The organism is Pseudomonas sp. PLMAX, from assembly GCF_046042685.1.
GTDB classification, from domain to species: domain Bacteria; phylum Pseudomonadota; class Gammaproteobacteria; order Pseudomonadales; family Pseudomonadaceae; genus Aquipseudomonas; species Aquipseudomonas putida_AE.
The window spans coordinates 1412720-1434224 of record NZ_CP064949.1; the positions used below are offsets into that span (position 1 = coordinate 1412720).

Here is a 21505-nt window from a genome sequence, read left to right on the forward strand (position 1 = left end):
GGTCTGTCCCAACGCGGCGGTTTTTTTGAAAGGTGCACTGTGATTAATGCAGGTGATCGGGGGCTTCGGCCTTCCTTCGCTTTCCCCGGCGGCTCGGACCGCTTTAACGCAGACTTCTAGGGTTTTTCATGACGCGCTACATATTCGTCACGGGCGGTGTTGTTTCTTCATTGGGGAAAGGCATTGCATCGGCATCATTGGCGGCCATCCTGGAGGCGCGGGGACTTAAGGTCACCATGCTGAAGCTGGACCCGTACATCAACGTCGACCCGGGCACCATGAGCCCGTTCCAGCACGGTGAAGTGTTCGTCACCCACGACGGCGCCGAGACCGACCTGGACCTGGGCCACTACGAGCGGTTCATCCGCACGACCATGACCCAGAACAACAACTTCACCACCGGCCGTGTCTACGAGCACGTGCTGCGCAAAGAGCGCCGTGGTGACTACCTGGGTGCAACCATCCAGGTGATTCCGCACATCACCGACGAAATCAAGCGCCGCATCATCAAGGGCGCGGGCGATGCCGACGTGGCGATGGTCGAGATCGGTGGCACCGTGGGTGACATCGAATCGCAACCGTTCCTCGAAGCAATCCGCCAGCTGCGTTTCGAAGTCGGCGCCAAGCGCGCGATGCTGATGCACCTGACGCTGGTGCCGTACATCGCCACGGCCGGCGAAACCAAGACCAAGCCAACCCAGCACTCGGTGAAGGAACTGCGTTCCATCGGCCTGCAACCAGACGTGCTGGTGTGCCGCTCCGACCACCCGATCGATGTGTCCTCGCGTCGCAAGATCGCGCAGTTCACCAACGTTGAAGAACGTGCGGTGATCGCGCTGGAAGATGCCGACACCATCTACAAGATCCCGGGCATCCTGCACTCCCAGGGCCTGGACGATTTCGTCGTCGAGCGTTTCGGCCTGCAATGCGGCGGTGCCGATCTGTCCGAGTGGGAAGCCGTGGTCGACGCCAAGCTCAACCCTGAGCACGAAGTCACCATCGCCATGGTCGGCAAGTACATGGAGCTGCTGGACGCCTACAAGTCGCTGATCGAAGCGATGAGTCACGCCGGCATCAGCAACCGTACCAAGGTCAACCTGCGCTACATCGATTCCGAAGACATCGAGAACCAGGGCACCGCGCTGCTGGAAGGTGTCGACGCGATCCTGGTGCCAGGCGGCTTCGGTCTGCGTGGCGTGGAAGGCAAGATCACTGCCGTCCAGTACGCTCGCGAAAACAAAGTGCCATACCTGGGTATCTGCCTGGGTATGCAAGTGGCCGTGATCGAGTTCGCGCGTAACGTGCTGGGCTGGAAAGACGCCAACTCCACCGAGTTCGATCGTGCCAGCGGTCACCCGGTAGTCGGCCTGATCACCGAGTGGGAAGATGCCACCGGCGCCGTTGAAATCCGTACCGAAGCGTCCGACCTGGGCGGCACCATGCGCCTTGGCGCGCAGGATTGCCTGCTGGAGCCGGGTTCCCTGGTTCACGGCTGCTACGGCAAGGACGTGATCGTCGAGCGTCACCGTCATCGCTACGAAGTGAACAACAACCTGCTGCCGCAGATCATCGAAGCCGGCCTGAAAATCTCCGGTCGTTCCGGTGATGGCGCGCTGGTCGAAGTGGTTGAAGCGCCGGATCATCCATGGTTCGTCGCTTGCCAGTTCCACCCTGAGTTCACCTCGACGCCTCGCGACGGTCACCCGTTGTTCAGCGGTTTCGTGAAGGCCGCTTTGGCTCAACACCAGAAGAAGGCGTGAACCCCATGGCGCAGAAGATCATCCGCGTAGGCGATATCGAGATTGCCAACGACAAGCCAATGGTGCTTTTCGGTGGCATGAACGTGCTGGAAAGCCGCGACATGGCGATGCAGGTCTGCGAAGAGTACGTGAAGGTTACCCAGAAACTGGGTATCCCTTACGTGTTCAAGGCCAGCTTCGACAAGGCCAACCGTTCCTCCGTGACCTCTTACCGTGGCCCCGGCCTGGAAGAGGGCATGCGGATTTTCCAGGACATCAAGCAAGCCTTCGGCGTGCCGATCATCACTGACGTCCACGAGCCTGAGCAGGCCGCGGTCGTCGCTGAAGTCTGCGAGATCATCCAGCTGCCGGCCTTCCTGTCGCGCCAGACCGACCTCGTGGTCGCGATGGCCAAGACCGGCGCGGTAATCAACATCAAGAAAGCCCAGTTCCTCGCACCTCATGAAATGAAACACATCCTGAGCAAATGCGTGGAAGCGGGTAACGATCAGTTGATCCTCTGCGAGCGCGGTTCGAGCTTCGGCTACAACAACCTGGTGGTCGACATGCTCGGCTTCGGCATCATGAAGCAGTTCGAATACCCGGTATTCTTCGACGTGACCCACGCGCTGCAAATGCCTGGCGGTCGCTCCGATTCCGCCGGTGGTCGTCGCGCCCAGGTCACCGACCTGGCGAAGGCCGGCATGAGCCAGTCCCTGGCGGGCCTGTTCCTGGAAGCCCACCCGGATCCGGACAACGCCAAATGCGACGGCCCTTGCGCCTTGCGCCTGGACAAACTGGAGCCATTCCTGGCCCAGCTCAAAGCCCTGGACGAACTGGTGAAGAGTTTTCCTGCCATAGAAACCGCGTAATATCGGCAACCCCGATCCTGTGTAGGAGCTGGCTTGCCATCGATGAGGCCCGAAAGGACGCCATCGCCAGCAAGCCGGCTCCCACAAATGTGACCTGTAGGAGCTGGCTTGCCAGCGAAGGGGCCCGAAAGGACACCATCGCCAGCAAGCCGGCTCCCACAAAGTAATGCGAAACTTATAAATCGAGCGGTACAGCGTTTTCGTCAACTTTGGAGTGTTTACAACAATGGCTAAAATCGTCGACATCAAAGGTCGTGAAGTTCTCGACTCCCGTGGCAATCCCACCGTGGAAGCGGATGTGCTTCTCGACAACGGCATCATCGGCAGCGCTTGCGCGCCGTCCGGTGCTTCCACTGGCTCGCGTGAAGCGCTCGAGCTGCGTGATGGCGACAAGAGCCGTTACCTGGGCAAGGGCGTCCTGAAGGCCGTCGCCAACATCAACGGTCCGATCCGCGACCTGTTGAAAGGCATGGACCCAAGCGACCAGAAAGCGCTGGATCACGCGATGATCAAGCTCGACGGTACCGAAAACAAGGCAACCCTGGGCGCCAACGCGATCCTCGCCGTTTCCCTGGCCGCGGCCAAGGCAGCAGCACAGGACCAGGACCTGCCGCTGTACGCTCACATCGCCAACCTGAACGGCACCCCGGGTGTCTACTCGATGCCGGTTCCGATGATGAACATCATCAACGGTGGCGAGCACGCCGATAACAACGTCGACATCCAGGAATTCATGGTGCAGCCGGTTGGCGCCAAGTCTTTCTCGGAAGGTCTGCGCATGGGCACCGAGATTTTCCATCACCTCAAGGCTGTCCTGAAGGCCCGTGGCCTGAGCACTGCCGTGGGTGACGAAGGTGGTTTCGCACCGAACCTGGCTTCCAACGAAGACGCTTTGAAAGTGATCTCCGAAGCCGTGGCCAACGCCGGTTACAAGCTGGGCACCGACGTGACCCTGGCCCTGGACTGCGCAGCCAGCGAATTCTACGAAGACGGCAAGTACAACCTGTCCGGCGAAGGCCAGGTGTTCACCGCTGAAGGTTTCGCTGACTACCTCAAAGGCCTGACCGAGCGTTACCCGATCATCTCCATCGAAGATGGCCTGGACGAGTCCGACTGGGCTGGCTGGAAAATCCTCACCGACAAGATCGGCGAGAAGACCCAGCTGGTAGGCGACGACCTGTTTGTGACCAACACCAAGATCCTGAAAGAAGGCATCGATAAAAAGATCGCCAACTCGATCCTGATCAAGTTCAACCAGATCGGCACCCTGACCGAAACCCTGGAAGCCATCCAGATGGCCAAGGCCGCTGGTTACACCGCCGTGATCTCGCACCGCTCCGGCGAAACCGAAGATTCGACCATTGCCGACCTGGCTGTGGGCACCTCGGCTGGCCAGATCAAGACCGGCTCCCTGTGCCGTTCCGACCGCGTTTCCAAGTACAACCAACTGCTGCGTATCGAAGAGCAGTTGAATGGCAGGGCCAAGTACAACGGCCGCAGCGAATTCCGCGGCTGATGTAAAAAAAGACACCGGATTGTGTCGGAAAAATCGCTACAGCGACGTTTTTGCCACTAATCTGATGCCTTGCAAGCACAAGCCTGGTTCTTCCAGGCTTCGTGCTATCAGTAGCTTCATGTTTTGGTGTGGCTGTCTTTTTTCACTGGATACCTGATATTCGATGCGCAGTCCCAATTGGTTGTTCCTCGTCTTGCTCCTGCTGCTGGCTGGCCTGCAGTACCGCCTGTGGGTGGGAAATGGCAGTCTGGCGCAAGTGGCCGAGCTGACTCAGCAGATTGCCGATCAGCAAGCTGAGAACCAGACGTTGCTGGAGCGCAATCGGGTGATGGACGCTGAAGTCAGTGAGTTGAAAAAGGGCATGGAGACCGTTGAAGAGCGGGCTCGCCATGAATTGGGCATGGTCAAGGACGGTGAAACCCTTTACCAGTTGGCACAATGAACCTGTCTCTGCCGGCCTTCTGGGCCGTGATTCCTGCCGCGGGCGTCGGTGCCCGTATGGCCGCGGACCGTCCCAAGCAATACCTGCAACTGGGCGGGCGCACTATTCTCGAACACAGCCTTGGCTGTTTTCTCGATCATCCTGGTCTGAAGGGCCTGGTGGTCAGTCTTGCTGTTGATGATCCTTATTGGCCGAACCTGGCGTGTGCTGGCGACAAACGCATTCAACGCGTTGACGGCGGCGCCGAGCGTTCCGGATCGGTGCTCAATGCGTTGCTGCACTTGCATGCGTTGGGTGCGGACGATGAGGATTGGGTACTGGTGCACGATGCCGCGCGGCCCAACCTGAGTCGCGATGACCTGGACAAGTTGTTGGGGCAACTGGCGGATGACCCGGTGGGCGGTCTGTTGGCGGTTCCAGCGCGGGATACGCTTAAACGGGTCGACAAACAGGGTCGTGTCGTCGAGACCGTGGATCGCAGTGTGATCTGGCAGGCCTATACACCGCAGATGTTTCGCCTGGGTGCACTGCATCGGGCGTTGGCGGACAGTCTGGTGGCGGATGCTGTCATCACCGATGAGGCGTCAGCCATGGAGTGGTCCGGGATGGCACCGCGCCTGATTGAAGGGCGGGCGGATAATCTCAAGGTTACGCGCCCCGAAGACCTGGAATGGTTGCGGCTGCGATGGGCCAACCGCCGCTAAAAGATCGCAGCCTGCGGCAGCTCCTACAAGGGCCGGTACATCCGCACAATGATGGTTGTACGCGATCCCTGTAGGAGCTGCCGAAGGCTGCGATCTTTTGCTCTTAACCCTGATACTCCGGCCGTTCGGCCAATCCCTCCTTCAAATAATCCACCAACTTGCGCACCTTGGGCGACAAATGCCGTTGCTGCGGATACAACGCCCAAACCGCCGTATTGGGCGGTTGATGCGCCTCCAGCAGCGAAATCAGTGCGCCACTTTTCAAATGCTCCAACACGTAATAATCCGGCAGCTGACACAACCCCACGCCCTGTAGCGCCGCCTCCAGCACCGCTTGCCCACTGTTACACCGCCAGTTTCCCTGCACCCGTTGCGAAAACTCCCGCCCGTTCTGTTCCAGTTGCCAGAGGTCCGAACTGCCTACAAGGCAATTGTGCCGGCTCAATTCCGACAAGCTGTGTGGCCGACCATACCGTTCCACGTAGGAAGGCGACGCGCACAGATACATGCGCCGTGGCGCCAGGCGCGTGGCCACCAGTCTTGAATCCTGCAAGCGCCCCAGGCGGATTGCCAGGTCCAGGCCCTCATGCACCAGGTCAAGCTGGCGGTTGCTGAGTTCGATGTCGATCCGCAGTTGTGGATAAAGCCCCATGAAACGCGTCACCAGCGGCACGATGAAGCGTTCGCCATACGCCACGGCACAGGTCATGCGCAGCATGCCCTTGGGTTCGCTGGTCAAGTCGCCGACCGCCCGCAGCGCTTCTTCGCGGCCATCCTGCAAACGCTGGCAATGTTGCAGAAAGGTTTGTCCGGCCTCGGTCAGTGTGACCCGGCGGGTGCTGCGATAGAGCAAGCGGGTTTGCAGGCGCTCTTCCAGGCGTACGATTTGTCGACTGATATGCGAGGAAGAAACCCCCAGGCGTTCCGCGGCGGCGGTGAATTGGCTGCATTCGGCAACGGCGACAAATTCGTCGATCCCTTCCCAGCGATTTTCAGACATGAAGGATTATCCCTGTACGGCAATAATATTTTGCATTTGCCTCGATTATTCATCGTGGAGCCATGTATTACACTCCTTGTCTCGTTTTTATTCACTGGAGAATCACCATGATCAAGTCACGCGCCGCCGTTGCCTTCGAGGCCAAGAAACCGCTTGAGATCGTTGAAGTCGATGTCGCCATGCCCAAGGCCGGTGAAGTGTTGCTGCGCGTGGTGGCTTCCGGTGTCTGCCATACCGATGCCTACACCCTATCGGGCGCTGACCCGGAAGGCATTTTCCCGTCGATCCTCGGTCACGAGGGTGGGGCGATCGTTGAAGCGATCGGCGAAGGCGTGACCTCGGTGGCGGTGGGCGATCATGTGATCCCGCTGTACACCCCGGAATGTCGCCAGTGCAAATTCTGCCTGTCGGGTAAAACCAACCTCTGCCAGGCGATTCGTGCGACCCAGGGCAAAGGCCTGATGCCGGATGGCACGTCGCGTTTTTCCTACAAGGGCGAAACGATTTTCCACTACATGGGTACTTCCACTTTTTCGGAGTACACCGTGCTGCCGGAAATCTCCGTGGCCAAGATTGCCAAAGAGGCGCCACTGGAAAAAGTCTGCCTGCTGGGCTGTGGTGTCACCACCGGCATCGGTGCTGTACTAAACACCGCCAAGGTGAAACCTGGTGATACCGTGGCCATTTTCGGCCTCGGCGGCATCGGTCTGTCGGCGGTCATCGGTGCGGTCAAAGCCAAGGCTGCTCGCATCATTGCCATCGACATCAACCCGGCCAAATTCGAGATCGCCAAACAGCTGGGTGCAACCGATTGTGTAAACCCGAAAGACTTCGATCGTCCGATCCAGGAAGTCATCGTCGACATGACCGATGGCGGCGTCGACTTCTCCTTCGAATGCATCGGCAACGTGCAATTGATGCGTGCCGCCCTTGAGTGCTGCCACAAGGGTTGGGGCGAGTCGGTGATCATCGGCGTCGCCGGTGCCGGCCAGGAAATTTCGACCCGTCCGTTCCAGCTGGTCACCGGTCGCGTCTGGCGCGGTTCGGCGTTCGGCGGTGTGCGTGGCCGTACCGAGTTGCCAAGCTACGTGGAGATGGCCGAGACCGGCGAAATCCCGTTGGACACTTTCATCACCCACACCATGGGCCTTGAAGATATCAACAAGGCGTTTGACCTGATGCATGAAGGCAAGAGCATCCGTTCCGTCATTCATTTCTAAGGAGCAGCAGAAAGTCTCAAGCCGCAAGCTGCAAGTGGGTTTGACGCCCTCTTGCAGCATAGAGCTTGAAGCTTGCAGCTGAAAAAAGCCCATGACCCTGGAAAATATCTCCTGCCAGAAAAGCTTCGGCGGCTGGCACAAGCGTTATCGCCATCGCTCGGAAACGCTCGGCTGCGACATGGTGTTCGCCGTCTACCTGCCGCCACAAGCAGAGCAGGGCGGCAAATTGCCGGTGCTGTACTGGTTGTCCGGCCTGACCTGCACCGATGAGAACTTCATGCAGAAGGCCGGCGCCATGCGCGTGGCCGCCGAGCTCGGGCTGATTATCGTCGCGCCGGACACCAGCCCTCGCGGTCCCGACGTACCGGGTGATCCGGATGGTGCCTGGGATTTTGGCCTCGGCGCCGGGTTCTACCTGAACGCCACCCAGGAACCCTGGTCGCGGCACTATCGGATGCATGACTATGTCGTGCAGGAATTGCCGGCATTGGTCGAAGCGCATTTCCCGGCGTCGGACAAGCGCGGCATCAGCGGTCACTCCATGGGTGGCCACGGTGCGCTGGTCTGTGCCTTGCGCAATCCGGGGCGTTATCTATCGGTGTCGGCGTTCTCGCCGATCAACAATCCGATGGACTGCCCTTGGGGCCAGAAAGCCTTTTCCCGCTACCTGGGAGAGGACCGTTCGAAATGGCGCGAATGGGATGCCTGTGCGTTGATCGCCGAGGCTGACGAAAAGCTGCCACTGTTGGTGGATCAAGGCGATCGCGACGATTTCCTCGCCACCCAGCTCAAGCCGGAAGCCTTGCAACAGGCGACCAAACTGGCCGGTCATCCGCTGACGTTGCGTCTGCAACCGGGCTACGACCACAGCTATTTCTTCATCGCCAGTTTCATCGAAGATCACTTGCGGCATCACGCGCATGCTCTAGCAGCTCAATAGCAGGTAGAATCACGCCCTGACAAAATTCGGGGCGTTTTTTTATGCGTATTGGCCACGGCTATGATGTGCACCGTTTCGCTGAAGGCGATTTCATCACTCTGGGCGGCGTGCGCATTGCACACAGCTTCGGACTGCTCGCTCACTCCGATGGTGACGTCCTGCTGCATGCCTTGAGCGATGCCTTGCTCGGTGCCGCTGCACTGGGTGACATCGGCAAGCATTTCCCGGACACCGACCCGCAATTCAAGGGCGCCGACAGCCGTGTGCTGTTGCGCCATGTCGTCGCATTGATCCACGCCAAAGGCTGGAAAGTCGCTAACGTCGACAACACCATCGTTGCCCAGGCACCGAAAATGGCCCCGCATATCGAATCGATGCGCGCGCTGATTGCCGCGGATCTTCAAGTTGAGTTGGATCAAGTGAACGTGAAAGCTACCACCACCGAAAAGCTCGGCTTTGTCGGTCGCGAAGAGGGCATCGCCGTGCACTCCGTTGCCCTGTTGTTGCGCGCATGAACGAACTGCAATTGCTCGGCCCGCGGGCCTATGGCGAAGCGCTCGGCAGCGCCGTGCTGAAAGCCATCGCGGAAGATTTCCAGGTCGACGAAGTCCTCGATATCCCCCTGAGCGGTGACGGCGAACACCTGTGGATCTGGGTGGAAAAACGCGGCCTGAATACTGAAGAGGCGGCACGCCGAATCGCCAAGGCGGCGGGCGTGTCATTGCGTACCGTCAGCTATGCCGGGCTCAAGGATCGTCAGGCGCTGACGCGTCAGTGGTTCAGCGTGCAGCTGCCGGGCAAGGCCGATCCGGATCTGTCGGCGGCAGAAAACGATACGCTGAAAATCCTCAAGACCAGCCGGCATAAACGCAAGCTGCAACGCGGTGCCCATTCGGCCAACGGCTTCACATTGCGCCTGACGCAGTTTGCCGGCGACAAGGCGGCGATCGAAGAGCGCCTGCAGATGATCGCCAGGCAAGGCATCCCCAATTATTTCGGTGCCCAGCGTTTCGGGCATGACGGCGGCAACGTGGTCGACGCCCGTGCCTGGGCTGCGCGCAAGGCCTTGCCGGAGCAGCGTAACGTGCGTTCGCGGCTGCTGTCGACCGCCCGCAGTTTCCTGTTCAACCAGGTGTTGGCCGCGCGTGTCGCCGACGGCACCTGGCAGCGTGCCCAGGTGGGCGATCTGCTGGCGTTCACCGACAGCCGCAGCTTTTTTCCCGCAGGCGAAGCCGAGTGCAGCGACCCGCGACTGGCGATTCTCGATCTGCACCCGACCGGTCCGCAGTGGGGTGAAGGTGACTCGCCGACCACGGGCGCTGTCCATGAACTGGAGCAGGCGATCGCCGCACGCGAGGCAGATCTTCGCGATTGGTTGATCAACGCCGGAATGAGCCACGAACGTCGCATCCTGCGGCTGCCCATCGGTGGGTTGACGTGGCATTATCCCGAACCTGACATTCTGCAACTGGAATTCGTCCTGCCGGCCGGATGCTTCGCCACCGTATTGGTGCGCGAGCTTGTTGATCTGGTGCCGGTGGGGCAGACGGACAGCCCATGCGTATTCTGATTTCTAACGACGACGGGGTTACCGCACCCGGACTCGCCGCGCTTTATGCTGCGCTGGCGGATTACACCGAGTGCGTGGTTATAGCCCCGGACCAGGACAAAAGCGGCGCGAGCAGTTCGCTCACGCTCGACCGTCCGCTACATCCGCACACGCTGGCCAATGGCTTTATCAGCGTCAACGGTACGCCGACCGATTGCGTGCACCTGGGCCTCAACGGCTTGCTGGAACGTGAGGCGGACATGGTGGTGTCCGGCATCAACCTGGGCGCCAACCTGGGGGACGACGTGCTGTACTCCGGTACCGTGGCGGCGGCACTCGAAGGTCGCTTCCTGGCGCGTCCCTCCTTTGCCTTTTCGCTGGTCTCGCGACAGGTCGACAACCTGCCCACGGCGGCCTACTTTGCGCGCAAACTGGTCGAGGCCCATGCGGATCTCGAATTGCCACCGCGTACGGTACTGAACGTGAACATTCCCAATTTGCCGCTGGAGCACATCCGCGGTATCCAGTTGACCCGCCTCGGGCATCGCGCTCGCGCGGCGGCACCGGTGAAGGTGGTCGACCCGCGAGGCAGGTCCGGGTACTGGATCGCGGCGGCAGGGGATGCTGAGGATGGCGGCCCCGGCACCGATTTCCATGCCGTGATGCAGGGCTATGTTTCCATCACCCCGTTGCAACTGGATCGCACCTTCAATGATGCCTTCAGGAGCCTCGACGGCTGGTTGGAGGGGTTGCACCCATGACCCGTGGACAAGACGACATGCTGCATCGCGGCATCGGCATGACCTCGCAACGGACCCGCGAACGCCTGATTCAGCGCCTGTACGAAGAGGGGATTTCCAACGCCAAGGTGCTGGAAGTCATTCGTCGTACGCCGCGTCACCTGTTCGTCGACGAGGCGCTGGCGCACCGGGCCTACGAAGACACGGCGCTGCCCATCGGCAATAACCAGACCATCTCCCAGCCTTATATGGTGGCTCGCATGAGCGAGTTGCTGCTCGAAGCCGGGCCGTTGGACAAGGTCATGGAGATCGGTACGGGGTCGGGTTATCAGACGGCGGTGCTGTCGCAACTGGTCGAGCGGGTCTTTTCCGTTGAGCGCATCAAGGTATTGCAAGACCGGGCCAAGGAACGCCTGGTCGAGCTGAACCTGCGTAACGTGGTATTTCGCTGGGGCGATGGCTGGGAGGGTTGGCCTGCGCTGGCGCCCTACAACGGCATAATCGTGACGGCCGTGGCCACCGACGTACCCCAGGCGCTGCTGGATCAACTGGCGCCTGGGGGGCGTCTGGTGATCCCGGTCGGCTCAGGAGAAGTGCAACAATTAATGCTGATCATCCGGGAGGAACATGGCTTTTCCAGGCGTGTCCTGGGGTCGGTGCGCTTCGTCCCGTTACTCAATGGTCCACTGGCCTGAGCATTTATTTAAACGCGCTGAATTCTCTTCGATTGCCTCTGTCTTACAGCGGCATCGATTTGATTAAACGGATAGTTTTGTCAGACAGCAAACGTGTGCGCCAAGCCATTTCGCTTCAATAAGGGTAAAGCCGGCACGGCCCGTTATACTTGCGACACTTCGTGCCGAAACACGGCAAATCACATTTTCAGCCACCACAAAGGGAGCGGCGGGTGAGTCTCACAGTCATAGCGCAGCGTATGGGTACAACGAGCTTTCAGCGCCTGGTGACTGGCCTTGTCATGAGCACCTTGCTGGTCGGTTGCTCCAGTAACAAATCCAGCGATGTGGGCGTTGTCGATCGCAACAAAACAGTCGCCCAGCGTCCGGCCGTGACCACGGGGCAGTACGTCGTTCGACCCAAGGACACCCTGTTTTCCATCGCCTTTCGCTATGGCTGGGACTACAAGGCGCTGGCGGCACGCAACAACATCGCGCCGCCGTACACCATCCACCCAGGTCAGACGATTCGCTTCGATGGTCGCAGCGGTTCAACGCCGACAGCCGTGGTCAGCTCGTCCAGTTCCTCGCCTTCATCCTCGAGTAAAACCACGGTCATCCGTCGCTCTGCGGACGGTACGACCACCACCACACCAGTGGTTGTACCGTCCGTCGCCAACAAGCCGGCACCCGCTCCACTGCCTCCACCGGGTCCAGCCCCGACCGGCTGGGGGTGGCCATCTAATGGCATTTTAATTGGCAAATTCTCCTCAAACGGTAGTTTGAATAAAGGAATTGATATCGCAGGGGATTTGGGACAGCCTGTTTTAGCTGCGTCTGATGGGACGGTGGTATACGCCGGGAGTGGCTTAAGGGGCTACGGCGAATTAGTCATCATCAAACACAGTGAAACCTACGTCAGTGCCTACGGACATAACCGCAGGCTGTTGGTTCGGGAGGGGCAGCAGGTCAAGGTCGGACAGACAATTGCCGAAATGGGGTCAACGGGTACAGACCGGGTGAAACTGCATTTTGAGATTCGCCGCCAAGGTAAACCTGTAGATCCGCTGCAATTCCTGCCACGTCGTTGATCGCTTCCAGCCTGTTCCGTTTCTTACGTAGAGGGGACAGGCTCCAGCGTTGCCAAGGATAAAGGCGCCGCTTGAGCTTGAGGTCGAACTCACCAAAGGACTATAACAATGGCTCTCAGTAAAGAAGTGCCGGAGTTTGACATCGACGATGAGGTTCTCCTGATGGAGACCGGCATCGGCACGGATTCGATGTCGAATGATGAAGGGGCGGCTCCACCTTCCGTTCGTGCCAAATCCAAACACTCCGCGACATTGAAGCAACACAAGTACATCGATTACACGCGGGCACTTGATGCCACGCAGCTGTACCTCAATGAAATCGGCTTTTCCCCTCTACTGTCCCCCGAAGAAGAAGTTCATTTTGCGCGCCTGTCGCAAAGTGGTGATCCGGCCGGGCGCAAACGCATGATTGAAAGTAACCTGCGGCTGGTGGTGAAAATCGCCCGGCGTTACGTCAATCGGGGTCTGTCGCTGCTCGACCTGATCGAAGAGGGCAACCTCGGCTTGATCCGGGCGGTGGAGAAGTTCGACCCTGAACGCGGCTTCCGCTTCTCGACCTACGCAACCTGGTGGATCCGTCAGACCATCGAGCGCGCGATCATGAATCAGACCCGGACCATCCGGTTGCCGATCCATGTGGTCAAGGAGCTCAACGTGTATCTGCGGGCTGCACGGGAGCTGACGCAAAAACTCGATCATGAACCCTCCCCCGAAGAGATCGCCAACCTGCTGGAAAAACCGGTAGCGGAGGTCAAGCGCATGCTCGGCCTCAACGAACGGGTTTCTTCGGTCGACGTCTCGCTGGGTCCGGATTCGGATAAAACCCTGCTGGACACCCTGACCGACGATCGCCCAACCGATCCATGCGAACTGCTGCAGGATGACGACCTGTCTCAAAGCATCGACCAGTGGCTCTCGGAGTTGACCGACAAGCAGCGCGAGGTGGTTGTACGCCGCTTCGGCCTGCGCGGGCACGAGAGCAGCACCCTGGAAGATGTAGGCCTGGAGATTGGCCTGACCCGGGAGCGGGTCAGACAGATTCAGGTTGAAGGTCTGAAACGCCTGCGGGAGATCCTGGAGAAAAACGGGCTGTCGAGCGAGTCGTTGTTTCAATAAGCCGTTCGTTAGTGCTCACTGAAAAGCCCCGACTGGTTCGGGGCTTTTCGTTTTTGGGCGATAGCGCAGCTTTGTAGCTTCCAGATGTAAGTCATCGCTTACTCTTTTCGTAAGTGTTCACTATTTTTACAGGTTGGCAGTCGACCCTATTGTTCAGAGGTCAGTCCTATCTATCTGAAAAACCGGTAGATTTTTCTATATGAAGGGGATGTGACAAGCCATCCCAGGCCCAGGCGGGCGATTGCTCCCGGCGGTAAACACTCTAGTATCGGCGTTGTGTCTACGGACAGACACGCCCTTCACGGACGAGGGGGAAAGGACATCGCAGGAAGCGATTCATCAGGATGATGAAAAGGGAATACAGGGAATATGGAAAAAATGTGGGCGGGTCATACCGCCCCTTTTTTTTGCCTGCATGTAGGAGCTGCCGAAGGCTGCGATCTTTTGATCTTAAAAAAAGGCCCTTGTGGGGCCTTTTTCCGGAACGCGGGGGTAATCAGCGTTCGAGGTGTTCGATCTTGCCTGGCTTGCCATCCCACTCCGCAGAGTCGGGCAATGGATCTTTGCGTTCGGTAATGTTCGGCCAGATTTCAGCCAGCTCAACGTTCAGCTGGATGAAGTTTTCCATGCCTGCAGGTACTTCATCTTCGGAGAAGATGGCCACAGCCGGGCATTCAGGTTCGCACAGTGCGCAGTCGATGCACTCATCCGGGTGAATCACCAGGAAATTCGGGCCTTCGTAAAAGCAGTCCACCGGACAGACTTCTACGCAGTCGGTGTACTTGCACTTGATGCAGTTGTCGGTGACGACGAAGGTCATTTCTAATTTTCTCCTCAGGCGCGGCTTGCTGCGCCCCTTCACGTAGGGGTCGCAAGGTTTGGGAGCGATAGTCTGCAGGCCAGGCTAAAAGCCAGCAGCATCCCAAACCGCGCGAGATTCTAACAGCTTGCAAGCCAGTGCGTTAGACCCGTGTCTTTAGTGTATAGAGCATTTCGAGTGCGCGACGTGGTGTCATGTTGTCCAGATCGAGTTTGGCCAGTTCGTCCAGCACCGGATGTGGCAGGCTCGCGAACATGTCGCTCTGCTGCGGAGTGGCCGGTTTGCCTTTGGTCGGCGCAGGCGCTTCATGGGGCAGGGCAGTGTCTTCCAGGCGGCTCAAGTGCTCACGGGCACGCAGGATCACCTCGTTCGGCACGCCGGCCAACTGCGCGACCGCCAGGCCATAGCTCTGGCTGGCTGGCCCTGGCAGTACATGGTGCAGGAACACGATGCGTTCGTTGTGTTCTGTGGCATTGAGGTGCACGTTGGCCACCAGCGGCTGGGCTTCCGGCAGCACCGTCAGCTCAAAGTAGTGGGTGGCGAACAGCGTGTAGGCCCGCAGGTGCGCCAGGCGTTCCGCCGCCGCCCACGCCAGGGACAGGCCGTCGAAGGTGCTGGTGCCGCGCCCGACTTCGTCCATCAGCACCAGGCTGCGTTCGGTGGCGTTGTGCAGGATGTTCGCGGTTTCGCTCATCTCGACCATGAAGGTCGAACGGCCGCCGGCCAGGTCATCGCTGGAGCCGATCCGGGTGAAAATCCGGTCGACCAGGGACAGCTCACAGCTGGCTGCCGGGACGAAACTGCCGATGTGCGCCAGCAGTACGATCAACGCCGTCTGGCGCATATAGGTGGACTTACCGCCCATGTTCGGACCGGTGATAACCAGCATGCGGGTATTGTCGTCGAGGCTCAGGTCGTTGGCCACGAACGGGGTGGTCAATACCTGTTCAACCACCGGGTGGCGACCCTGGTTGATGCGCATGCACGGCTCGCTGACAAAACGCGGGCAGTTCAGGTCGAGGTTCAGCGCGCGTTCGGCCAGGTTGCTCAGCACGTCAAGCTCGGCCAGTGCCGCGGCCGTGTCCTGCAGCGGTGGCAGTTGGGCGATCAGGTCTTCGAGCAGCGCTTCGTAGAGCATCTTCTCGCGCGCCAGGGCACGGCTCTTGGCTGACAGTGCCTTGTCTTCAAATGCCTTCAGTTCCGGCGTGATGAAACGCTCGGCACCTTTGAGGGTCTGGCGGCGGATGTAATCGGCGGGTGCGGACTCAGCCTGCTTGCTCGGCAGTTCGATGAAGTAGCCGTGGATGCGGTTGTAGCCGACTTTCAGGTGAGACAAGCCAGTACGGGCTTTTTCCCGGGCTTCGAGGTCGATCAGGAATTGCCCGGCGTTCTCGCTGAGCGATTGCAGTTCATCGAGTTCGCTGTCGTAACCGGTTTTCAACACGCCGCCGTCACGGATCACCGCGGGTGGATTGTCGATGATGGCTTTTTCCAGCAGTGCCGCCAGTTCCGGGTAGGTGCTGGTGGTGGTTGCCAGTTGGTTGAGGTGCGGCGCTTCCAGCTCGGTCATTGCCACTTGCAGTTGCGGCAGCGCGCCGAGGGCGTCACGCAGGCGAGCAAGGTCCCGTGGACGGGCATTGCGCAGGCCGATCCGGGCAAGAATGCGCTCGATGTCGCCGATTTCCTTGAGCTGCGGTTGCAGCTTTTCGAAACGGTAGCCGTCCAGCAGGCAGGTGATCGAGGTCTGGCGCGCCAGCAAAACGTTCAAGTCGCGCAGCGGGCGATTCAGCCAGCGGGTCAACAGGCGGCTGCCCATGGCGGTCTGGCACCGATCGACCACCGATTGCAGGGTGTTGTCGCGACCACCGGCCAGGTTGGTGTCCAGTTCCAGGTTGCGCCGGCTCGCGCCGTCCAGCACGACGGTATCGTCCAGGCGCTCGTGGCGCAGGCTGCGCAAGTGCGGCAGGGCGGTGCGCTGGGTTTCCTTCGCATAGGCCAGCAGGCAGCCGGCGGCACCGATGGCCAGGGTAAGATTTTCGCAACCGAAGCCTTTCAGGTCCTGGGTCGAGAATTGCTGGCACAGACTTTTCAGTGCCGAGTCACGCTCGAAATCCCAGGGTGCACGGCGGCGCACGCCACGACGCTTCTCGGCCGGCAGATCCTTGGGCCAGTCATCCGGGATCAGCAACTCCACCGGATTCACTCGCTCCAGTTCCGCCAGCAGGTTTTCCCAGCCTTTTATTTCCAGCACGCTGAAGTTGCCGCTGGTGATGTCCAGCACCGCCAGGCCGAACAGGCGCTCATCGCCCAGGACAGCGGCGATCAGGTTGTCCCGGCGCTCATCGAGCAGCGCTTCATCGCTCACCGTGCCAGGGGTGATGATCCGCACCACCTGACGATCCACCGGGCCTTTGCTGGTGGCCGGGTCGCCGACCTGCTCGCAGATCACCACGGATTCGCCGAGCTTCACCAGTTTCGCCAGATAACCTTCCGCCGCGTGGTAAGGAATACCGCACATCGGAATCGCCTGGCCAGCCGACTGCCCGCGAGCGGTCAGGGTGATGTCGAGAAGCTTGGCGGCCTTCTTCGCGTCTTCATAGAAGATCTCGTAGAAGTCGCCCATGCGGTAGAACATCAACTGGTCAGGGTGCTGGTTCTTCAGGCGCCAGTACTGCTGCATCATCGGCGTGTGCGAGGACAGGTCGGAGAGGGCTTTATTCATCGGATTGCCAGGAAAACTCGTTCAAAAGGTGTGGGGCAAAAGCGGGCATTGGCACGGCTTTTCCGCGATGGGCGCAAGGTTACCATGGGCAGTCTTGTCGACGCAGGCATCCACGGCCGGGTGACGTTTTTATTGAGCGATTCATGCATGGGTTATGCAATTGAGCAATTGTCGTGGCAAAAAACTTCGAGCATTATGCGCATTATGCAAAAACGCAATGTTTCAACAGTTTTAAGAGCGCTGCTCGATCAGCACGGTATCTCCCCCACGGAGCTTCACCGTCGCACCGGCGTGCCTCAATCCACGCTGTCGCGCATCCTCGGCGGGAAGATTGTCGATCCTTCGGATAAACACATCTCGAAGATCGCCGATTACTTCGCCGTGAGTACCGATCAGTTGCGTGGCCGCGCAGTTATCGCGCCGACGACCACTACCCGGCGTGAAGCCGCACACTCGCAACTTACCGACATCAGTCTGTGGGACGACGACACCCCCATCGATGACGACGAGGTCTCAGTACCTTTTCTTCGCGAGGTTGAATTGGCTGCGGGATCAGGAAGATTCGTCATCGAAGAGAGCGAGCGCGCCAGCCTGCGCTTCGGCAAGCGCAGCCTGCGGCATAACGGCGTGCAGTTCGACCAGGCCAAATGCGTGACAGTGCGCGGCAACAGCATGCTGCCGGTGCTCCGCGACGGCGCCACGGTGGGCGTCAACGCCGGCAAGCGCGGGATTGGCGATATCGTCGATGGCGATCTCTACGCCATCAACCATAACGGCCAATTGCGGGTGAAACAGCTGTATCGACTGCCCACCGGGATTCGCCTGCGCAGCTTCAACCGCGAGGAGCATCCGGACGAGGACTATTCGTTCCAGGATATGCAGGAAGAGCAGATCCTGATCCTGGGTCATGTGTTCTGGTGGGGCATGTACGCCCGTTAATCACTGGTTTGCCTGCCTGAAGGAGCCATTCTTGCGGATTGAAAAATGCATTAATGCATTGACTGTATATGCATCCGTGCATAATCTGGTGCTCTACCGTTTGCGTACCCTGGAGGCCCGACATGACAAACGAGCAACAACTGTTGCTGGACCTGCCGATCTGGCTCGTCGTCACGCTCGCAGTGGTCAGCGGGGTGTCCGGGGAAATGTGGCGTGCTGACAAGGAGGGTGCCCGAGGCTGGTCGTTGTTGCGCCGACTGGCCTTGCGCTCCGGGGCCTGCATGGTCTGTGGCCTCTCGGCGATGATGTTGCTGTACGCCGCCGGGATGTCGATCTGGGCCGCGGGAGCCTTCGGGTGCCTCACCGCGATAGCCGGGGCCGACATGGCCGTCGGACTGTACGGGCGCTGGGTGGCCAGGCGTATCGGTATCGATGACAGGCCGCCGCGCGATTCTCGCCCTGACCAGCAGTGAATGGCTGTCGCTGCGCACGGCACAACACGGCGCAACAATTGCCGGCGAGGCTTATGTGGGGCAGGTCTGTAATCTTGTGCTCAGGGTGCGGCGCTCCCAGCCCCACCTTGCGAATTTCATGCATCAATCAAGGAGCGAGCGATGCACCTCACCGAGCAACAGTTACTCATGATTTTTCCAGGCGCCCGCACTCAAGCAGGGGCGTTCATCCTGGTCCTCAATAACGCCATGGGGCGCCGTAATATCAGTACCCCCGGGCGCATCGCCGCCTTCCTGGCGCAAATCGGCCACGAGTCCGGGCAGTTGCAGCATGTGCGAGAGTTGGGCAACGAGAAGTATTTCGAGAAATACGATACCGGGGACTTGGCCGAGCGCCTGGGCAATTCTCCTGAGCCCGACGGCGACGGACAACGCTATCGGGGTCGTGGCCTGATCCAGGTCACCGGCCGCAGCAATTATCTGCAGTGCAGTCGGGCGCTGTTTGCTGATGAGCGCTTGTTGCAACAACCCGAACTGTTGGAACTGCCACAGTGGGCCGCCGAATCCGCGGCCTGGTTCTGGGAGCGAAACGGCCTCAATGAACTGGCCGACGGCGATGAGTTCAACCGTATTACCCGACGTATCAACGGTGGCTTGAACGGGTTGCAGGATCGTTTGCTGCTGTGGGAACGGGCAAAGGCCGTGTTATGCCCGCCTGCAAGCCCGTGAGGCCTGTGTCAGAGCGCTTGCCCGCGCACATCTTGATAGTCCGTCACTTGCAAGCGCTACTCGCTCGTGTACGTTAGCCTCATTCCGTCCGATCAGGAGTTGACCGTGAAAGAAATCACTCAGCTGGCCGCTGAACTTGGCAGGCGTCTGCAGGTTCTCAATGCCCACGTCACCGCCGCCGAGTCCTGTACGGGCGGCGGTATCAGCGAGGCGATTACCCGGATACCGGGTAGCTCGGCGTGGTTCGAGGCCGGTTATGTCACCTATTCCAACCGCCAGAAGACGCTTCAGCTGAATGTCCCGACCGAGCTGTTTTCAACGGTGGGAGCGGTCAGTCGGGAGGTGGTCGAGGCCATGGTCCGTGGCGCACAGAAAAAAAGCAGTGCGCGTTTTGCCGTGGCGGTCAGCGGGGTGGCAGGGCCGGACGGCGGTTCTCCCAGCAAGCCGGTGGGCACCGTTTGGCTGGCGTGGGGCGTCGACGACCAGGTGTTCAGCGAGGTACAGCACTTCGCCGGTAACCGCGACGAGGTCCGCCGACAAACGGTGAAGGCCGCGCTAGAGGGGCTGCTGCGCCATGCCGCGGGAGAAATCTCAAATCAGGGGTAGGCGATCCGCAAACGCTGTGGAATAATACTGTCTACTTATACAGGTGTTGGCCGTCAGGCCTTATTGATTACGTGAGGACTTTAATGGACGACAACAAGAAGAAAGCCTTGGCTGCGGCCCTGGGTCAGATCGAACGTCAATTCGGCAAGGGTGCCGTAATGCGTATGGGCGATCAGGACCGTCAGGCGATCCCGGCCATCTCCACTGGCTCTCTGGGTCTGGACATCGCTTTGGGCATTGGCGGTCTGCCAAAAGGCCGCATTGTTGAAATCTACGGTCCTGAATCTTCCGGTAAAACCACACTGACCTTGTCCGTGATCGCCCAGGCCCAGAAAGCCGGCGCGACCTGCGCCTTCGTCGATGCCGAGCACGCCCTCGACCCTGAGTACGCCGGCAAGCTGGGCGTCAACGTCGACGACCTGCTGGTTTCCCAGCCAGACACCGGTGAGCAAGCCCTGGAAATCACCGACATGCTGGTGCGTTCCAACGCGGTTGACGTGATCATCGTCGACTCCGTGGCAGCGCTGGTGCCAAAAGCTGAAATCGAAGGCGAAATGGGTGACATGCACGTGGGCCTGCAAGCCCGCCTGATGTCCCAGGCGCTGCGTAAAATCACCGGTAACATCAAGAACGCCAACTGCCTGGTGATCTTCATCAACCAGATCCGCATGAAGATCGGCGTGATGTTCGGCAGCCCGGAAACCACTACCGGTGGTAACGCGCTGAAGTTCTACGCCTCGGTTCGTCTGGATATCCGCCGCACGGGTGCGGTGAAAGAAGGTGATGAAGTCGTCGGTAGCGAGACCCGCGTCAAGGTTGTAAAGAACAAGGTGGCTTCGCCGTTCCGTCAGGCCGAGTTCCAGATTCTTTACGGCAAGGGCATCTACCTCAATGGCGAGATGATCGACCTGGGTGTGCTGCACGGTTTCGTTGAAAAGTCCGGTGCCTGGTATGCCTATAACGGCACCAAGATCGGCCAGGGTAAAGCCAACTCGGCCAAGTACCTGGCGGATAACCCGGATATTGCCGCAACGCTCGAGAAACAACTGCGTGACAAGCTGCTGTCGCCGGCTTCGGTAGCGGACGCCAAGGCTTCTGCGGTCAAAGAGACCGAAGACGATCTGGCTGACGCTGATATCTGATTGATCCGATGACCGCCGTACTCGATACCCTCGTCGCGGTGCGGCGAACCGCAATGGACCTGCTCGCGCGACGCGAGCACGGTCGAGTCGAGCTGACGCGTAAACTGCGTCAGCGCGGCGCTCTCCCCGAAATGATCGAAACAGCACTCGACCGGTTGACGGAAGAGGGCTTGTTGTCCGAAGCCCGCTACCTTGAAAGCTTTGTTTCCTACCGTGCCCGTTCCGGCTATGGCCCCTTGCGCATTCGTGAAGAGTTGGGGCAGCGCGGCCTGCAACGCAGCGACATCGAACTCGCCTTGCGCGAGAGCGGCATCGACTGGCAGGAGCAGTTGCAAGATACCTGGCGGCGCAAATTCTCCGGGCACTTGCCTATAGACGCTCGGGAGCGTGCCAAGCAAGGCAGGTTCCTGGCGTATCGGGGATATTCCATGGAAATGATCAGCCGCTTGTTCAGCGGCCGAGGGATGGACGATTGACTGAAACGGCCCGCTA

General features: G+C 59.6%; 22 protein-coding genes. 19 read left to right on the forward strand and 3 right to left on the reverse strand.

What is annotated here, in order from left to right; all coding sequences use genetic code 11:
- Positions 1–128 precede the first annotated feature (128 nt).
- From DKB71_RS06365 to ispD, 5 genes are all read left to right on the forward strand, one after another.
- Positions 129–1760 carry a CTP synthase gene (locus DKB71_RS06365; RefSeq protein WP_274073291.1) on the forward strand — a complete coding sequence of 544 codons (1632 nt, stop codon included), beginning with the start codon at positions 129–131 and terminating at the stop codon, positions 1758–1760.
- 5 nt (positions 1761–1765) lie between these two features.
- Positions 1766–2611 (forward strand): 3-deoxy-8-phosphooctulonate synthase, encoded by an 846-nt coding sequence (gene kdsA, locus DKB71_RS06370; protein ID WP_077184445.1) that lies wholly within the window; start codon positions 1766–1768, stop codon positions 2609–2611.
- A 226-nt stretch (positions 2612–2837) separates the two neighbouring features.
- Positions 2838–4127, forward strand: coding sequence for a phosphopyruvate hydratase (gene eno / locus DKB71_RS06375; RefSeq protein ID WP_408599892.1), 1290 nt, complete (start codon positions 2838–2840; stop codon positions 4125–4127).
- 163 nt (positions 4128–4290) lie between these two features.
- Positions 4291–4569: a cell division protein FtsB gene (ftsB, locus tag DKB71_RS06380; RefSeq protein WP_008057335.1), complete on the forward strand. Its 279-nt coding sequence runs from the start codon at positions 4291–4293 to the stop codon at positions 4567–4569.
- A complete protein-coding gene (gene ispD / locus DKB71_RS06385; RefSeq protein ID WP_274073293.1) occupies positions 4566–5273 on the forward strand; it encodes a 2-C-methyl-D-erythritol 4-phosphate cytidylyltransferase in 708 nt (235 codons plus the stop codon). The genes ftsB and ispD overlap by 4 nt, the downstream gene beginning before the upstream one ends.
- 103 nt (positions 5274–5376) lie before the next feature.
- On the opposite strand, the gene DKB71_RS06390 is transcribed toward ispD, so the two are convergent.
- A complete protein-coding gene (locus DKB71_RS06390) occupies positions 5377–6273 on the reverse strand; it encodes a LysR substrate-binding domain-containing protein (RefSeq protein ID WP_406592387.1) in 897 nt (298 codons plus the stop codon).
- A gap of 107 nt (positions 6274–6380) precedes the next feature.
- Between DKB71_RS06390 and DKB71_RS06395 the strand changes: the two genes are divergently transcribed.
- The 8 genes from DKB71_RS06395 to rpoS all read left to right on the forward strand — a co-directional run bounded on the left by DKB71_RS06395 (position 6381) and on the right by rpoS (position 13603).
- The gene (locus tag DKB71_RS06395) at positions 6381–7493 is read left to right on the forward strand and encodes an S-(hydroxymethyl)glutathione dehydrogenase/class III alcohol dehydrogenase (RefSeq protein ID WP_015093777.1); all 1113 of its coding nucleotides are present in this window, start codon (positions 6381–6383) and stop codon (positions 7491–7493) included.
- Positions 7494–7584: 91 nt separating this feature from the next.
- The gene (gene fghA / locus DKB71_RS06400; protein WP_323607290.1) at positions 7585–8433 is read left to right on the forward strand and encodes an S-formylglutathione hydrolase; all 849 of its coding nucleotides are present in this window, start codon (positions 7585–7587) and stop codon (positions 8431–8433) included.
- Between the two features lie 41 nt (positions 8434–8474).
- Complete coding sequence (gene ispF / locus DKB71_RS06405; protein ID WP_274073297.1) at positions 8475–8948, forward strand: 2-C-methyl-D-erythritol 2,4-cyclodiphosphate synthase; 474 nt, start codon at positions 8475–8477, stop codon at positions 8946–8948.
- Positions 8945–10003 carry a tRNA pseudouridine(13) synthase TruD gene (gene truD, locus DKB71_RS06410; RefSeq protein WP_408599893.1) on the forward strand — a complete coding sequence of 353 codons (1059 nt, stop codon included), beginning with the start codon at positions 8945–8947 and terminating at the stop codon, positions 10001–10003. Before ispF ends, truD begins: the two co-directional genes overlap by 4 nt.
- On the forward strand, positions 9991–10743 hold the full coding sequence (gene surE, locus DKB71_RS06415) for a 5'/3'-nucleotidase SurE (RefSeq protein WP_274073299.1): 753 nt from the start codon (positions 9991–9993) through the stop codon (positions 10741–10743). The genes truD and surE overlap by 13 nt, the downstream gene beginning before the upstream one ends.
- 38 nt (positions 10744–10781) lie before the next feature.
- Positions 10782–11417 (forward strand): protein-L-isoaspartate(D-aspartate) O-methyltransferase, encoded by a 636-nt coding sequence (locus DKB71_RS06420; protein ID WP_274073596.1) that lies wholly within the window; start codon positions 10782–10784, stop codon positions 11415–11417.
- 212 nt (positions 11418–11629) lie between these two features.
- Positions 11630–12487 carry a peptidoglycan DD-metalloendopeptidase family protein gene (locus tag DKB71_RS06425; RefSeq protein ID WP_274073300.1) on the forward strand — a complete coding sequence of 286 codons (858 nt, stop codon included), beginning with the start codon at positions 11630–11632 and terminating at the stop codon, positions 12485–12487.
- A 108-nt stretch (positions 12488–12595) separates the two neighbouring features.
- Complete coding sequence (gene rpoS, locus DKB71_RS06430) at positions 12596–13603, forward strand: RNA polymerase sigma factor RpoS (RefSeq protein WP_046816537.1); 1008 nt, start codon at positions 12596–12598, stop codon at positions 13601–13603.
- A gap of 496 nt (positions 13604–14099) precedes the next feature.
- On the opposite strand, the gene fdxA is transcribed toward rpoS, so the two are convergent.
- Both fdxA and mutS read right to left on the reverse strand, forming a co-directional pair.
- Complete coding sequence (fdxA, locus tag DKB71_RS06435) at positions 14100–14423, reverse strand: ferredoxin FdxA (protein WP_274073301.1); 324 nt, start codon at positions 14421–14423, stop codon at positions 14100–14102.
- Positions 14424–14565: 142 nt separating this feature from the next.
- The gene (mutS, locus tag DKB71_RS06440; protein ID WP_408599894.1) at positions 14566–17145 is read right to left on the reverse strand and encodes a DNA mismatch repair protein MutS; all 2580 of its coding nucleotides are present in this window, start codon (positions 17143–17145) and stop codon (positions 14566–14568) included.
- A 204-nt stretch (positions 17146–17349) separates the two neighbouring features.
- On the opposite strand from mutS, the gene DKB71_RS06445 reads away from it, so the two are divergent.
- The 6 genes from DKB71_RS06445 (at position 17350) to recX (ending at position 21489) form a co-directional block, all read left to right on the forward strand.
- Positions 17350–18084, forward strand: coding sequence for a helix-turn-helix transcriptional regulator (locus tag DKB71_RS06445; protein WP_408601061.1), 735 nt, complete (start codon positions 17350–17352; stop codon positions 18082–18084).
- 122 nt (positions 18085–18206) lie between these two features.
- The gene (locus DKB71_RS06450) at positions 18207–18557 is read left to right on the forward strand and encodes a phage holin family protein (protein ID WP_408599895.1); all 351 of its coding nucleotides are present in this window, start codon (positions 18207–18209) and stop codon (positions 18555–18557) included.
- 141 nt (positions 18558–18698) lie between these two features.
- Positions 18699–19265, forward strand: coding sequence for a glycoside hydrolase family 19 protein (locus DKB71_RS06455; protein WP_408599896.1), 567 nt, complete (start codon positions 18699–18701; stop codon positions 19263–19265).
- Between the two features lie 105 nt (positions 19266–19370).
- The gene (locus tag DKB71_RS06460) at positions 19371–19871 is read left to right on the forward strand and encodes a CinA family protein (protein WP_274073309.1); all 501 of its coding nucleotides are present in this window, start codon (positions 19371–19373) and stop codon (positions 19869–19871) included.
- Positions 19872–19954: 83 nt separating this feature from the next.
- Positions 19955–21013 carry a recombinase RecA gene (recA, locus tag DKB71_RS06465; protein ID WP_008060630.1) on the forward strand — a complete coding sequence of 353 codons (1059 nt, stop codon included), beginning with the start codon at positions 19955–19957 and terminating at the stop codon, positions 21011–21013.
- Between the two features lie 8 nt (positions 21014–21021).
- Positions 21022–21489 (forward strand): recombination regulator RecX, encoded by a 468-nt coding sequence (gene recX, locus DKB71_RS06470; protein ID WP_274073310.1) that lies wholly within the window; start codon positions 21022–21024, stop codon positions 21487–21489.
- Positions 21490–21505: the final 16 nt, after the last annotated feature.